The following is a 13535-nucleotide window of genomic DNA, read 5'->3' on the forward strand; positions in this document are numbered from 1 at the left end:
TATGAATCAGAATGCCAATCAAGCCATCACCATGACCGTCCTGGGCGCAGGCTCATACGGGACCTCATTGGCGATTTCGCTGGCCCGTAACGGGGCCAATGTCATCTTGTGGGGCCATGAGCCGGCGCATATGGCGCAGCTGGAAATGGACCGTGCCAATGAAGCCTTCCTGCCGGGGGTGGCGTTTCCCGACTCGCTGATCATCTCGGCGGATCTGGAAGCGGCCGTCAAAGCCAGCCGGGATCTGCTGGTGGTTGTGCCGAGCCATGTGTTTGGTGACGTGCTGGCGAACGTGAAACCTTTCCTGCGGGAAGATTCGCGGATCTGCTGGGCCACCAAAGGGCTGGAGCCGGAAACCGGCCGTTTGCTCAAAGATGTGGCGACGGAAGTGCTGGGAGAGAACATTCCGCTGGCGGTGCTGTCCGGGCCAACGTTTGCCAAAGAGCTGGCCGCTGGCTTGCCGACCGCGATTGCGGTGTCGTCGCCGGATGAGACTTTTGTGCGTGATCTGCAGGAGAAAATTCACTGCAGCAAAACGTTCCGGGTGTACAGCAATACCGATTTTATCGGGATGCAGCTGGGCGGCGCGGTGAAAAACGTAATCGCGATTGGTGCCGGGATGTCGGACGGTATTGGTTTTGGTGCCAATGCCCGGACGGCCCTGATCACCCGCGGTTTGGCGGAAATGTGTCGTCTGGGGGCCGCCTTGGGCGCGCAACCGGAAACCTTTATGGGGATGGCCGGCTTGGGCGATCTGGTGCTGACCTGTACCGATAACCAGTCACGCAACCGGCGCTTTGGCCTGGCGTTGGGCCAGGGCAAAGATGTCGACGCTGCCCAAGCTGAGATCGGCCAGGTGGTCGAAGGGTATCGCAACACCAAGGAAGTCTGGGTTCTGGCCCAGCGCTACGGGGTGGAGATGCCGATCACTGAGCAGATTTATCAGGTCTTGTATCAGGGCAAAGATGCCCGGGATGCCGCCAAAGCCTTGCTGGCGCGTGAGAAGAAAGACGAGTGATCGTCATCTGCTCCGGCTTGTGCGTATAAAGCTGACGCATATAACAACGCGAGCCCGCAAGGCTCGCGTTGTTTTTTTTTCAGAGCGAGTTAAAGTTATACCCAGCTGAGAAGTAAATCAGCTGGATATTTGGAACTGATGACGATACAGAGGATGATGTGAGGGAATGTCAACAACATGCGGTCTGGCAGGCGATCAAGCGGGAAGCGCGAGAGCAGTCGGATCAGGAGCCGATGCTGGCCAGCTTTTATCATGCCACCATTATCAAGCATGATAATTTAGCGGCGGCGTTGAGTTACATCCTGGCCAATAAACTGGCTACCCCTTCGATGCCGGCCATGGCCGTGCGGGAAGTGATTGAGGAAGCCTTTGCGGCGGACTGCATGATCACTGAGTCGGCGGCGTGTGATATCCGGGCGGTCGTCGAGCGGGACCCGGCGGTGGAGATGTACTCGATCCCTCTGTTGTACCTCAAAGGTTATCATGCCCTACAGGGCTATCGGGTCGCCAACTGGTTGTGGAAACAGAAACGGGTCGCGCTGGCGGTGTATCTGCAAAATCAGATTTCGGTTACCTGTCAGGTGGACGTGCATCCGGCCGCAAGGATTGGTCAGGGGATCATGTTTGACCATGCCACCGGGATTGTGATCGGGGAAACGGCGGTGATCGAGAATGATGTGTCGATCCTGCAGGATGTGACGCTCGGGGGGACCGGGAAAGAGAGCGGCGATCGTCATCCGAAGATCCGCGAAGGGGTGATGATTGGTGCCGGGGCCAAGATCCTCGGCAATATCGAGGTCGGCGAAGGGGCCAAGATTGGCTCGTGCTCTGTGGTGCTGAATCCGGTACCACCGCATACCACGGTGGCCGGGGTGCCGGCGAAAATTGTCGGACGCCCGAGCAGTGACAAACCATCAATGGATATGGACCAGCAGTTTAACGGCTCGGCCCAGACGTTTATTGCCGGAGACGGGATTTAAAGCCGCGCGAAGGATACCGGAGCATGATGGACACGGAGCATCACTCTGGGGAATCACGCCAGAAGCGAGAATTAAAAAAGCGAGAGCCGGGCTCTCGCTTTTTTGATCGGGCGCTATCGCGGCAGGTGTCAGCAGGCGCCGTCAAATCCCAGTTGGCGCCAGGCTTCATAGCCGATAATGGCAGCGGCATTGGACAGGTTGAGGCTGCGGCTGTCCGGGTGCATCGGGATCCGCAATCGCTGGGCCGGGGGCAGGCTGTCGATGATCTCGGCGGGCAGGCCGCGGGTCTCCGGGCCGAACAGCAGAATATCCCCTTCCCGGAATTCGGCCTGGGTGTGGAACTGGGTCGCCTTGGTGGTGCAGGCAAACAACCGTCGCTCGCCGACGGCGGCCAGAAAGGCCTCGAAATTGGCATGGCGGGTGACGTGGGCCAGGTCGTGGTAGTCCAGTCCGGCGCGGCGTAGTTTCTTCTCTTCCAGATCGAAGCCCAGCGGCTCAATCAGGTGGAGGTTGGCACCGCAGTTGGCACACAGGCGGATAATATTGCCGGTATTGGGGGCGATTTCCGGCTCATACAACGCAATATCAAACATAGATCGGTCAGGCGAAAAATTAGGTGGCGTCATTGTGGCAAGTCCGGCGCCGGGGCGCAAATGCTATTGTGCTGCCACCGGAATTCGCTCCGGGTAACCAGCTCCGGCAACAAACTGTTCTGTCAGAAATCTGCTCTGTCAGTAATCTGCTCTGTCAGTAATTTGGTGGCCCGGCTCGGGCGTGGTGTCTCCTGAGCCGGGTGGCCGTTTAAGCCGGGGGCTTGTCGAGCGGTAACGTCAGGCGAATTTGCAAGCCGCCCAGCGGGCTGCGGCTGGCACTGACGGTGCCGTTGTGCTGGCGGATGGCACTGTCGGTAATGGCCAGACCAAGCCCAGTCCCGCCACTGCTGCGATCCCGAGCGGTCGACACGCGGTAGAAGGGGCGGAAGATATCCCCGAGCTCGCTGTCCGGCACGCCTTCACCATCGTCATCAATCCAGACTTCCAGGTGGTCGTCACCCGGCTGGAAGCGGATTTGAATGGTCTCGCGGCCATATTTGATCGCATTGCGGACTACATTTTCCAGCGCACTGATCAGCAGTCCCGGGTTACCGCTGAGCGGCCAGGCTTCCAGCGCGCCGTAATCGAGTCGCTTCTGGCACTGTTCGGCTTCAAAGCGGGCATCTTCCAGCATCTCCAGCCACAGGCTGTTGGCATCGGTGTGCTCGTGCTGCCGCTGGCCGTTACTCTGCATGCGCGAGAGTTCCAGCAGCTCGCTGATCATTTTTTCCAGCCGCTCGGCTTCGGTATCAATCCGGGCCAGCTCCGGGCTTTCGCCCTGCTTGCGCTTGGCCAGTGCGGTTGCCATCCGCAGCCGGGTCAACGGCGAGCGCAGTTCATGGGAGATATCCGACAGCAGGCGCTGCTGGCCGCTGATGGTCTGGTTGATCGCCCGTACCATCTGGTTGAAACTGGCCCCGGCCTGGCGAAACTCGCGGGGACCGGCCTCCAGCGTCGGATCGGCCTCGAACTGACCGGTCGCGACCCGCTCGGCGGCTTGCTGCAGGCGCCGGGCCGGAATGGTCACGGCCCAGGCCAGCCACAGCAGGAGCGGGGTACTGACGAGCATAGTAACCAGCAGCAGCTGCAATGGCTTGTCGAGGATTTGGATAAAAAAGGGCGGTGGCCGGTGCCAGATCCGGCCGACATACATCAGTACCGGTGTCGGCTGGGCATCGACCTGAAACGGTCCGGCCATCATCCAGCGCCCGTAGAGCCGTTGTCGCGGCTTGGCGGGGTCGTCCGCCATGGTGATGAAGTTGCGTAAGGCTTTATTGCGGCCGTCCGGGGCGATGATCTCCCCCTCGGTCGAGGTGAAGTAGAGCTGAAATCCCTTGCGGCGGCTGTCATGAGTGAATTGTTGTAGCCGTTGCGCTGCCGGGCCGCGATCTTCGGTCAGCCGCGAGCCGATGTTTTGCGCTGCAGCCTGAAACCGGTGCAAATCAGGCGCGGGAATGGTGTGCTGGGTTCGTGGATCCAGGATTGGCAGCAGGACCAGAGTGAAGACCACCAGCAGCAGGGTCAGCCAGAAAATGGCAAAAATGCGGCCGTAGAGGCTGGAGAATAGCGGGAATTTCATGAGGGCGTCCCGGTGGCGGCTTGCCGCAGCGCGCCAGTGGGCCAACGCCGGGCTCATGGTGTTGCCTCAACCAGCAGGTAGCCTTTGCCGCGCAGGGTTTTGATCCGCGGTTTGCCGTCATCGCGCGGCGGCAGTTTTTTGCGCAGATTCGAGACATGCATATCGATGGCCCGGTCAAACGGCGTCAACCGCTTGCCCAGCACTTCCAGGCTCAGCTCCTCTTTGGCGATGATGGTCCCGGGATGGCTGATGAAATAGCTGAGCAGGGCAAGCTCGGTCCCGGTCATGACCAGCGGCAGCCCTCCGCACAGCACTTCCTGGCGTCCCGGGTAGATGTCGATATCCTGGTAGTGCAGGCATTCCGGCGGGTCACGCGGGTCTTCCGAAGACGGACGGGTGCGGCGCAAAATCGCCCGCATCCGGGCCAGCAACTCGCGGTCGCTGAACGGTTTGGGCAGGTAATCGTCCGCGCCCAGCTCCAGCCCCAGGACCCGGTCAATTTCTTCGCCTTTGGCGGTCAGCATCAGCACCGGGGTCTGGTGTTGTTCACGTAGCCGGCGCAGCATTTCGGTGCCGTTCATCACCGGCATCATGACATCGAGCAGGATCAGGTCAATGTCGGCATTCACTTTCGCCAGTCCCTGCTCGCCGTTATTGGCTTCAATTACCGTGAAGCCTTCCAGCTCCAGAATGTCGGTCAGCAGTGCCGTCAGCTCGGTATCATCATCTACCAGCAGGATGTTTGTCATGGCGATTACCTTCGTGTGCCAGGGCGCGCGCCCCGTCGCGGGAGAAAAATCAGGATGCTCCCAGTATCGCTAAACTTGTGGTCTGAACCAAGTCGGCAGCCGGAGCTTTACGCAGCTTTACGTTTTGCCGACAGCAGTTTACCAGAGTTTCGTTAAGCTTAAGACAGACCCGATGACCACGAGATGGGAGAGGAACACATGAAAATGACGAAGAAAATGTTGGCAATGGTGATTGCACTGCCTTTGGCACTCGGTTCGGCCTCAGTGCTGGCTTACGGCCATCATGGCAAAGGGGAAGGCCGCGGTGGCTGTGGGATGGAGGATGGCCGTCACCTGATGCAAGAGCTGGATCTGAGTGATGCGCAGCAACAGCAGTTGAAAGCCATGCGTCAGAGCAAGCGTGAAGCGATGAAGGCCGGCGGAAATCGTGAGCAAATGCAGGCTCACCATCAGCAAATGCAGGCCCTGATGATGGCTGATACCTTTGACGAAGCGGCGGCACGCACGCTGGCGCAGAGTATGATTGATCAGCAGGTCGAGCGCCGGGTCGCGATGATGAAAAACCGCCATGAGATGTTCAGCATGCTGACGGATGAACAGAAAACCCGGTTTCAGCAGCTGATGAATGAGCGTCAGGCGCAGTGTGAGCAGCGCTGGCGTGACGCAAAAGATCAGTAGATTCCGCGGGCCGCAGCTTGGCTGCGGCCGGTTGTCGCCCCGCTTGCCTACAAACTCGAACCTCCCTCGCGAAAATCAGATTCCTTTCTTTTTTGTTATTAATTTTCAACGTAAAAAAGCTATACTGCGCAACATGACCCAGTGAGTGCCCGGGAGTTGGCGTGATTATCATGGAAGAAAAAGATGCTCGCCCACGGTTGTCACTCCCCCTCACGCACAGCTGGTGGCTCTGATGACAGGATATATACTTAGGGCATGATGTCGGGTCATGCGCTTGCGGCCTGGTTGTTCATCCGAATGTCATTGGTTTTGATTTATCTTGGCGAGGCCCGAAAATATCGGTACCGGAGTCCGAGGTGATCGTGACATGAATCAACAAATGTTTTTATCAAAATTGTAATACTCTTACATTAGTAGGAAAGTTACAGTTTACACGGGCATCGGCCGTGTATCGGGCGGATGAGATCGAGCGGGGGAACCTCGGTCACTCGTGTCGGATTTGATATTTCAATTCCCAAAGTTCAGAGGGTAACCATGATTAAAAAGATTGGTGTTTTGACCAGTGGTGGTGACGCACCTGGAATGAATGCGGCGATCCGCGGTGTGGTTCGTGCGGCATTGTCTGAAGGCCTGGAAGTGTACGGGGTGTACGACGGCTATCAGGGCCTGCACCAAAACCGCATTGAGAAGCTGAGCCGCTCGAGCGTGTCGGATGTGATCAACAAGGGCGGGACCTTCCTGGGTTCGGCGCGTTTTCCTGAGTTCAGAGACGAGAAAGTGCGCGCCCAGGCGATTGAAAACCTGAAAATCCACGGCATTGATGCGCTGGTGGTAATTGGCGGTGACGGCTCCTACATGGGGGCTAAGAAGCTGACCGAAATGGGTTACCCATGTATCGGTCTGCCGGGCACGATTGATAACGACGTGGCGGGCACCGACTATACCATTGGTTTCCTGACGGCGCTGAATACCGTGATTGATGCGATTGACCGCCTGCGGGATACCTCGTCTTCTCACCAGCGGATTTCGATTGTTGAGGTGATGGGCCGCCACTGTGGCGATCTGACCCTGATGTCAGCGATTGCCGGTGGCTGTGAGTACATCATTACCCCGGAAACCGGCCTGAACAAAGAGCAGCTGCTGGCCAAGATCAAAGAAGGGATCTACAAAGGTAAGAAGCACGCGATCATTGCCCTGACCGAGTTGATGACCGATGCCACTGAGCTGGCCAAGTACATTGAAGATGAAACCGGCCGTGAAACCCGCGCGACTGTGCTGGGTCACATTCAGCGTGGCGGCCAGCCGACCGCGTTTGACCGCATTCTGGCTTCCCGCATGGGCGCCTATGCGGTTGAGTTGCTGGTGAAAGGCGAAGGCGGCCGTTGTGTGGGGATCCAGAATGAGAAGATGGTTCACCATGACATCATTGATGCGATTGAGAACATGAAGCGTCCGGTCCGTACCGATCTGTACGATCTGGCCAACAAGCTGTTCTAAATCCGCAATGCTCTGCGCCAGGTGAACCGCTTGGCCGTATCTCGAAAAAACCGGCGATAACGCCGGTTTTTTTATGGCCTCACGCTGCTCTCCCTGGCACAAAAAAACCGCCCGGAGGCGGTTTTCTGTTGTTCTGGGAAGATGCCAGCAGGTTGCTTATTTCTTCGCTTCTGCGGCAGCTTTGGCAATAGCGGCAAAGCTGACTGCGTCCAGCGCAGCACCGCCAACCAGGGCACCGTCGATGTCAGGCTGGGCAAAGTAAGCGGCTGCGTTTTCTGGCTTCACTGAGCCGCCGTACTGGATCACAACGTTCTTCGCGACTTCTTCGCTTTTCTCTGCGATGTGAGCACGGATCGCGGCATGGATACGCTGCGCGTCATCAGCTGTCGCTGCTTTGCCGGTCCCGATGGCCCAGATTGGTTCATAAGCAATGATGGCACCGTTCAGCGCTTCCACGCCCTGGGTGTTGATCACGGCGTCGATTTGACGGGCACATACCGCCACTGTTTCGCCGGCTTCGTTTTGAGCTTCAGACTCACCGATACACAGTACCGGCGTCAGGCCGTGCTCTTTCAGGAAAGCGAATTTCTTGGCCACAAACTCGTCAGACTCGTTGTGGTACTCACGGCGCTCAGAGTGACCGATGATGATGTGGCTGGCGCCGAAGTCTTTCAGCATCTCCGGAGAAATGTCACCGGTGAAGGCACCGCTGGCATTGATGTCCACGTTCTGGGCACCCAGAATGATTTTGTTGCTTGCCTTGCCGATCAGCTGCTCGGCCAGATCCAGATACATCGCTGGTGGAGCAACCGCTACGTCAACACCTTCAACACCGTTGAGTTCAGCATCAAGGCCCTTCAGCAGGTTAGATACCATTTCCTTGCTACCGTTTAGCTTCCAGTTACCCATAACCACAGGATGGCGCATAGCTTTTCTCCAAATCAATTTGACGTAAAAAAGAATACCAAAAAGCGTAGTTCTCTGAGCGCTGCCAGACAACTAGGCTGTTGGGTATCCGCGCGAGTGAAAAAATATAACAGTTTTCAGTGCTATTTTTTCTGTCCGAAATCATTTCTGTGCCCGGTTGTACCTTTTTCGCCGCGAAAAGTGAACTCCTGGTAGGCAATATTTTAAAAAAAATGTGGTTTGGGGTTGCGCGATCGCAACATCAGAGCGTGATCGGCCGTAGAAAAATCTGCCGTGCTTTTGGCGTTCGGTCGGGGATCAGGTAACGTGAGGGCAGGCAGACAGGGTGTCTGACGTAACCTTGCAAAATTCATGGAGGGAAATGTGCCTAACTTATTGATGGAATATGCGGAGCCGGTTGCCGAGCGGGTGAATGTTCCCGGCTTGCTGGAAGACTTGCACCAGTGCCTGCTGGCCTGCGGCCTGTTCGATGCCTCGGCCGTCAAATCCCGCAGTTACCCGTGTCGTGCCTGGCTGGTCGGCCAGGAAGGGGATCTCAACACCTTTATTCATGTCGAGCTGAGCCTGCTGTCCGGTCGTGAGCCCGCGCAAAAACGTGAATTGTCTCGCGGGCTGCTGTCGGTGCTGGAGCAACACGGTGCCGGGATCAACAGCCTGACGGTTGAGATCCGCGAGATGGACCGCGACAGTTATATGCGGATCAGCAACTAGAGCGGACGACTAGGTGCCGGTTGGCGGCGTTTTTTGCTCGGGACGGCGGAACGGCATCACCGCCGCTTCATGCTCGGTCAGGGTCTCCGGCGCATTGAGCGCCTGGGCAAAGCGCTTGAGCTGCTGTTGCAGCTCTGCCATCAACATCACATTGGTATGGTTGGGGTTTTTCCCCTGGGCAATGACCTGGTTGATGTGGCTCATCTGGGCGCGCAGGCGCGGCTGCATGGCCGGACTAGCGTGCTGGATGATCTCTTCGCTCATCGTCAGCCGCAACGTTTCCAGCGCCTGCGGATCGTGTTCGGCCATGGCTTTAAGTTCATCAAATGATGGTAAGTCTTGCATAACAGCTCCCCTGTCGCGCACCTCGCGCTGCTGGTTCCCTTGCGCAAGACCGTGCCGGGCAAGGGATATGGTTGATGTGTTATGCCTTAAAGTTAGCCAGCCGGGGGGAGGGCGACTGGCTCATTCCTGAGACCATGCAAGAGATTGCTATGAGATCGGGTGAGACCGGATGAGACTCCGGTCCCGAAGGATGGGCTTACCAGTAGCGCTCCATCGTGATCTGACCTGGGGTACGGCGTAGGTTCTTGCTAAAGCCCATAGTTTCTAGGATGTTGCGGGTATCCCGGACCATTTCCGGGTTGCCGCACAGCATGATCTGGCTGTGTTCCGGGGTTAAGGACAGGCCGATATGGCGCTCGAGCATCCCGTCGGCGATGGCCTGCGGGATCCGTCCGGTCAGGGACAGCGGCGCGGGCTCGCGGCTGACGAACGGCTGCACAATCAGTTGCTCGGGGTGCAGCTCTTTCAGCGCATTGATCTCTCCCTGATAGGAGAGGTCTGCGGCGTAGCGCACGGCATGGACCAGGATGACTTTGCGAAAGCGTTGCCAGACTTGCGCCTCACGCAGGATCGACAGGTACGGGCCAATCGCAGTCCCGGTGGCCAGGAGCCACAGGTGGTCACCGGGCGGAACTTCATCTAAGGTGAAGTAGCCGCTGGCACGAGCGGAAATATAGACGGTGTCGCCTTGCTCCAGGGCGTGGAGACGCGGGGATAACTCGCCGTCGGCGACCCGGGTGGCGTAAATTTCCAGGTGCGGGTCGCTGGGCGGATTCACAAAAGAGTAGGCCCGCTGGATCAGTTTACCGTCGATCTCAAGCCCCAGTTTGGTAAATTGTCCGGCTTTAAAGGGTTCAATGTTGGCCTGTAATTTCAGGCTGAATAAATCACTGTTCCAGTGGCGGTTGGTGATGACTTCTGCGGGGATCCAGTCGGCCATAATTCTCTCCTAATTTACATTTTTTGTATTCGATAAGCGCAGCGCCTCTCTCCGGCAATAATGTGTTCGTTTCGTTCTATCTGATACGCTGCTCCCAGCAGGCGCTGGAAGACGGTGAGTTCCGATTTGCATAATGAAGGGCAGCGTTTGGCGGCATGGCAGATCGGGCAGTGGTTCTCCACCAGAACGAATGTCTCGCCGTCCTGATGCAGCTCTGCCATATAGCCTTCCTGTTCCCTCAGTGTAGTCAGTATTTCCAGTTTTTCTTTTAAATCGGTGCTGGCCGCCATGGCATGCTGATATTGTTCAAAGGTTTGATTCTCCCGCCGTTCGACCACCTGGCTCAGTCCGTCGACACCGAAAATCTCCTCGACAGAATCAAGCATTTGAATAATCAGTTCACCGTGGCGATCGGTAAAACGCCGGTGCCCTTTGCCCGTCAGGTTCCAGTGTCGGGTCGGACGGCCGACTTTAGCCTTGATGTCTTGGAAATCGACCAGGCCCTCTTCCTCCAGTCCCTGCAGGTGCTGACGGACGCCCATGGTGGTGAGGCTGAGCTCATCTGCCAGCATCTTGGCCGTGACCGGGCCGTCGCGTTTCATCCGGTTGAGAATTTTATCAATGGTTTTCATAGCAGCTTTATTTTCCTGTGTCGGTTTATTATGTAGCCAGCCAAGTAAATAAAGCAACAGCTTTACAAAGCTAAGTATAGCGGTAGAACCGGCAAGGAGGGGGAAAGAATGGCGCGCGGGCGTGTAGCCAGGCCCCGGGAGGGGCCTGGCCTGAAGACGTTACAGGATGTGGCCTTTGATGGCGTCGTCCTTGCGATCTAAGTAGTGGGTCGATTTGATGCGGCGGATGGTGCGGCACTTGCCGCGGATCAGCAGGGTTTCGGTGGTCGCAATATTGCCCTGGCGGCTGATCCCGTCGAGCAGATCGCCCTTGGTGATCCCGGTGCCGGCAAAAATCACGTTGTCGCTCTGGGCCATGTCTTCCATGCGCAGCACGGTGTTGGCTTCAATGCCCATTTCTCGGCAGCGGGTGATTTCGATGTCGCCCAGGCGGCGGTTGTCCGCCGTGTCGCCCTTGACGAGGTGGCGCGGCAGCAGGCGGCCCTGCATGTCGCCGCCCAGGGCACGGATCGCCGCGGCAGAGACCACGCCTTCCGGCGCGCCGCCGATGCAGTACATCACATCCACTTCGCTGTCTGGCATACAGGTCAGGATTGAAGCCGCAACGTCCCCGTCCGGGAAGGCGAACACGCGCACGCCCATGGCCTGCATTTCGGCAATGACCGCGTCATGACGCGGTTTGGCCAGGGTGGTCACCGTCAGGGCGTTGATAGGTTTGCCGAGGGCGGCGGCAATTTTTTCCAGATTCACCGCCAGTGGCTGGTGGAGATCGATTTCCCCTTTGGCAGCAGGGCCAACCACCAGTTTCTCCATGTACATATCCGGCGCTTTGAGGAACGAGCCTTTCTCACCGGCGGCCAGCACAGCCAGGGCATTGTTCTGGCCCATGGCGGTCATGCGGGTGCCTTCGATGGGGTCAACGGCAATATCGACAGCATCACCGCCGCTTCCGACCTGCTCGCCAATGTAGAGCATCGGGGCTTCGTCGATCTCGCCTTCACCGATCACAATTTCACCGGCAATCTCGGTTTGGTTCAGCAGCGTGCGCATCACTTCCACGGCAGCGCCGTCGGCGGCATTTTTATCACCGCGGCCAAGCCATTTGTAGCCGGCCAGAGCAGCGCCTTCGGTTACACGGGAAAATGCCATTGCTAAATCGCGTTTCATGGGGACTCCGAATCTAGAAAACTGGGGCTGAAAATCTGGGCGCGATTTTAACACAGCAAAAAGGAAACGTTTGCGTTATTTCCTGATGCGTGTCGCGCGAGGGGGCATCAAGGTTGTATGGCGATAAAAAAGGCCTGCGGAGCAGGCCTTTGAGAGTGACATCGTATGTGGAAACGGGATCAGATCTCGTCTTCGTTCAGTGCCCAGCCTTTGGCACACTCGACGGCGCGTTTCCAGCCCTTGTAGCGGCGCTGACGTTTCTGCTCGTCGCCGCAAGGGTGGAAGCTGCGATCCAGCTTGGCCTTGTCTTTCAGCTCGTCAATGCTGCCCCAGAAACCCACCGCCAGACCGGCCAGGTATGCGGCACCCAGCGCGGTGACTTCGGTGACGACCGGACGGTGAACCTCGGTGTTGAGGATGTCCGACTGGAACTGCATCAGGAAGTTGTTCGCCACGGCGCCGCCGTCGACACGCAGGTTGGCCAGCTCAATGCCGGAATCGGCCTGCATCGCATCCAGCACGTCGCGGGTCTGGTAGGCGATACCTTCCAGCGTGGCGCGGATGATGTGGTTGGCATTGACGCCACGGGTCAGGCCGACAATGGTGCCGCGGGCATACGGATCCCAGTACGGCGCGCCCAGGCCGGTGAAGGCAGGGACCAGGTAGACGCCGTTGGCGCTGCCGACTTTCTCGGCAAAATACTCAGAGTCGCTGGCGTCATTCAGCAGCTTCATTTCGTCACGCAGCCACTGGATGGATGCGCCGCCCATGAAGACCGCCCCTTCCAGCGCATAGGCCACTTCACCTTCCGGGCCACAGGCCAGGGTGGTCAGCAGGCCGTTTTGCGACGCGACTTTCTCTTTCCCGGTGTTCATCAGCAGGAAGCAGCCGGTGCCGTAGGTGTTCTTGGCCTGACCGGCTTCGACACACATCTGGCCGAATAGCGCGGCTTGCTGATCCCCGGCGATCCCGGCGATTGGAATTCGGGTGCCGCCTTTCCCGCCGATGTTGGTCTGGCCATAGACTTCCGACGAAGCTTTGACTTCCGGCATCATCGACAACGGGATATCCAGCGCCTTGAGCAGCTTCTCGTCCCACTCCAGGGTGTTGATGTTGAACACCATGGTACGCGAGGCGTTGGTGAAGTCGGTGACATGGACGCGGCCCTGGGTCATTTTCCAGATCAGCCAGGTATCGACGGTCCCGAACAGCAGGTTGCCGGCTTCGGCTTCTTCACGAGCGCCCTCGACGTTGTCGAGGATCCACTTGATTTTGGTCCCGGAGAAATACGGGTCGACCACCAGGCCGGTATTGTCGCGGATGTACTCTTCCAGGCCCTGCGCTTTTAGCTCGTTACAGATGTCGGCGGTGCGGCGGCACTGCCAGACAATCGCGTTGTACACCGGCTTACCGGTCTGCTTGTTCCAGACGATGGTGGTTTCACGCTGGTTGGTGATGCCGATGCCAGCGACCTGGTCAGAGCGGATCCCGGCTTTGGCCAGGGCTTCCACTAAGGTTGAGCTTTGCGTGGCATAGATTTCCAGAGGATCATGTTCCACCCAACCGGCTTTCGGATAGATTTGAGTAAATTCACGCTGTGACGAGCACACAATGTTCGCGTTGTGATCCAGCACTACGGCGCGGGAGCTGGTTGTGCCTTGATCAAGGGCGACAATGTATTTTGGCTCTGTAGTCATGATGCTTTCCTCTTGTAGTCAT

14 protein-coding genes are annotated in these 13535 nt (G+C 57.8%); 5 read left to right on the plus strand and 9 right to left on the minus strand.

Features of this window, described 5'->3' with window-relative positions; translation table 11 throughout:
• The first annotated feature begins 1 nt into the window (after position 1).
• Positions 2 to 1018 carry an NAD(P)H-dependent glycerol-3-phosphate dehydrogenase gene (gpsA, locus tag VV869_RS11140; RefSeq protein WP_337735007.1) on the plus strand — a complete coding sequence of 339 codons (1017 nt, stop codon included), beginning with the start codon at positions 2 to 4 and terminating at the stop codon, positions 1016 to 1018.
• 158 nt (positions 1019 to 1176) lie between these two features.
• Positions 1177 to 1998 carry a serine O-acetyltransferase gene (cysE, locus tag VV869_RS11145; protein WP_337735008.1) on the plus strand — a complete coding sequence of 274 codons (822 nt, stop codon included), beginning with the start codon at positions 1177 to 1179 and terminating at the stop codon, positions 1996 to 1998.
• A gap of 128 nt (positions 1999 to 2126) precedes the next feature.
• Here cysE and trmL read toward each other — a convergent pair whose 3' ends face one another.
• From trmL to VV869_RS11160, 3 genes are all read right to left on the minus strand, one after another.
• A complete protein-coding gene (gene trmL / locus VV869_RS11150) occupies positions 2127 to 2591 on the minus strand; it encodes a tRNA (uridine(34)/cytosine(34)/5-carboxymethylaminomethyluridine(34)-2'-O)-methyltransferase TrmL (protein WP_337735009.1) in 465 nt (154 codons plus the stop codon).
• Between the two features lie 208 nt (positions 2592 to 2799).
• The gene (gene cpxA / locus VV869_RS11155) at positions 2800 to 4170 is read right to left on the minus strand and encodes an envelope stress sensor histidine kinase CpxA (protein ID WP_337735084.1); all 1371 of its coding nucleotides are present in this window, start codon (positions 4168 to 4170) and stop codon (positions 2800 to 2802) included.
• A 53-nt stretch (positions 4171 to 4223) separates the two neighbouring features.
• Entirely contained in the window at positions 4224 to 4919 is a 696-nt protein-coding gene (locus VV869_RS11160; protein ID WP_337735010.1) for a response regulator, read from the minus strand.
• Between the two features lie 204 nt (positions 4920 to 5123).
• Between VV869_RS11160 and VV869_RS11165 the strand changes: the two genes are divergently transcribed.
• Both VV869_RS11165 and pfkA read left to right on the plus strand, forming a co-directional pair.
• On the plus strand, positions 5124 to 5597 hold the full coding sequence (locus tag VV869_RS11165) for a CpxP family protein (RefSeq protein ID WP_337735011.1): 474 nt from the start codon (positions 5124 to 5126) through the stop codon (positions 5595 to 5597).
• A 534-nt stretch (positions 5598 to 6131) separates the two neighbouring features.
• Positions 6132 to 7094, plus strand: coding sequence for a 6-phosphofructokinase (gene pfkA / locus VV869_RS11170; protein WP_337735012.1), 963 nt, complete (start codon positions 6132 to 6134; stop codon positions 7092 to 7094).
• Positions 7095 to 7250: 156 nt separating this feature from the next.
• Here the strand turns inward: pfkA and tpiA are convergent, their stop codons facing one another.
• On the minus strand, positions 7251 to 8021 hold the full coding sequence (tpiA, locus tag VV869_RS11175) for a triose-phosphate isomerase (RefSeq protein WP_337735013.1): 771 nt from the start codon (positions 8019 to 8021) through the stop codon (positions 7251 to 7253).
• A 363-nt stretch (positions 8022 to 8384) separates the two neighbouring features.
• Between tpiA and VV869_RS11180 the strand changes: the two genes are divergently transcribed.
• On the plus strand, positions 8385 to 8732 hold the full coding sequence (locus tag VV869_RS11180; RefSeq protein WP_337735014.1) for a 5-carboxymethyl-2-hydroxymuconate Delta-isomerase: 348 nt from the start codon (positions 8385 to 8387) through the stop codon (positions 8730 to 8732).
• A 9-nt stretch (positions 8733 to 8741) separates the two neighbouring features.
• Here the strand turns inward: VV869_RS11180 and VV869_RS11185 are convergent, their stop codons facing one another.
• The 5 genes from VV869_RS11185 to glpK form a co-directional block, all read right to left on the minus strand.
• Positions 8742 to 9077, minus strand: a complete 336-nt coding sequence (locus VV869_RS11185) for a DUF3135 domain-containing protein (RefSeq protein ID WP_337735015.1) — start codon at positions 9075 to 9077, stop codon at positions 8742 to 8744.
• A gap of 196 nt (positions 9078 to 9273) precedes the next feature.
• On the minus strand, positions 9274 to 10017 hold the full coding sequence (locus VV869_RS11190) for a ferredoxin--NADP reductase (RefSeq protein ID WP_337735016.1): 744 nt from the start codon (positions 10015 to 10017) through the stop codon (positions 9274 to 9276).
• Positions 10018 to 10031: 14 nt separating this feature from the next.
• Positions 10032 to 10649, minus strand: a complete 618-nt coding sequence (locus VV869_RS11195; protein WP_337735017.1) for a helix-turn-helix transcriptional regulator — start codon at positions 10647 to 10649, stop codon at positions 10032 to 10034.
• A 159-nt stretch (positions 10650 to 10808) separates the two neighbouring features.
• Positions 10809 to 11816 (minus strand): class II fructose-bisphosphatase, encoded by a 1008-nt coding sequence (gene glpX / locus VV869_RS11200; RefSeq protein ID WP_337735018.1) that lies wholly within the window; start codon positions 11814 to 11816, stop codon positions 10809 to 10811.
• A 179-nt stretch (positions 11817 to 11995) separates the two neighbouring features.
• Positions 11996 to 13513: a glycerol kinase GlpK gene (glpK, locus tag VV869_RS11205; RefSeq protein WP_337735019.1), complete on the minus strand. Its 1518-nt coding sequence runs from the start codon at positions 13511 to 13513 to the stop codon at positions 11996 to 11998.
• Positions 13514 to 13535 lie beyond the last annotated feature (22 nt).

This window comes from Photobacterium sp. MCCC 1A19761, assembly GCF_037389125.1.
Classification (GTDB): Bacteria; Pseudomonadota; Gammaproteobacteria; order Enterobacterales; family Vibrionaceae; genus Photobacterium.

What these genes read in the sequence shown, in the direction of transcription:
- VV869_RS11185 (WP_337735015.1), bottom strand. Translation starts at nt 9,077, where the DNA reads ATGCAAGACTTACCATCATTTGATGAACTTAAAGCCATGGCCGAACAC.
- trmL (WP_337735009.1), bottom strand. Translation starts at nt 2,591, where the DNA reads ATGTTTGATATTGCGTTGTATGAGCCGGAAATCGCCCCCAATACCGGC.
- VV869_RS11165 (WP_337735011.1), top strand. Translation starts at nt 5,124, where the DNA reads ATGACGAAGAAAATGTTGGCAATGGTGATTGCACTGCCTTTGGCACTC.
- tpiA (WP_337735013.1), bottom strand. Translation starts at nt 8,021, where the DNA reads ATGCGCCATCCTGTGGTTATGGGTAACTGGAAGCTAAACGGTAGCAAG.
- pfkA (WP_337735012.1), top strand. Translation starts at nt 6,132, where the DNA reads ATGATTAAAAAGATTGGTGTTTTGACCAGTGGTGGTGACGCACCTGGA.
- gpsA (WP_337735007.1), top strand. Translation starts at nt 2, where the DNA reads ATGAATCAGAATGCCAATCAAGCCATCACCATGACCGTCCTGGGCGCA.
- glpK (WP_337735019.1), bottom strand. Translation starts at nt 13,513, where the DNA reads ATGACTACAGAGCCAAAATACATTGTCGCCCTTGATCAAGGCACAACC.
- VV869_RS11195 (WP_337735017.1), bottom strand. Translation starts at nt 10,649, where the DNA reads ATGAAAACCATTGATAAAATTCTCAACCGGATGAAACGCGACGGCCCG.
- cpxA (WP_337735084.1), bottom strand. Translation starts at nt 4,170, where the DNA reads ATGAAATTCCCGCTATTCTCCAGCCTCTACGGCCGCATTTTTGCCATT.
- VV869_RS11190 (WP_337735016.1), bottom strand. Translation starts at nt 10,017, where the DNA reads ATGGCCGACTGGATCCCCGCAGAAGTCATCACCAACCGCCACTGGAAC.
- glpX (WP_337735018.1), bottom strand. Translation starts at nt 11,816, where the DNA reads ATGAAACGCGATTTAGCAATGGCATTTTCCCGTGTAACCGAAGGCGCT.
- VV869_RS11160 (WP_337735010.1), bottom strand. Translation starts at nt 4,919, where the DNA reads ATGACAAACATCCTGCTGGTAGATGATGATACCGAGCTGACGGCACTG.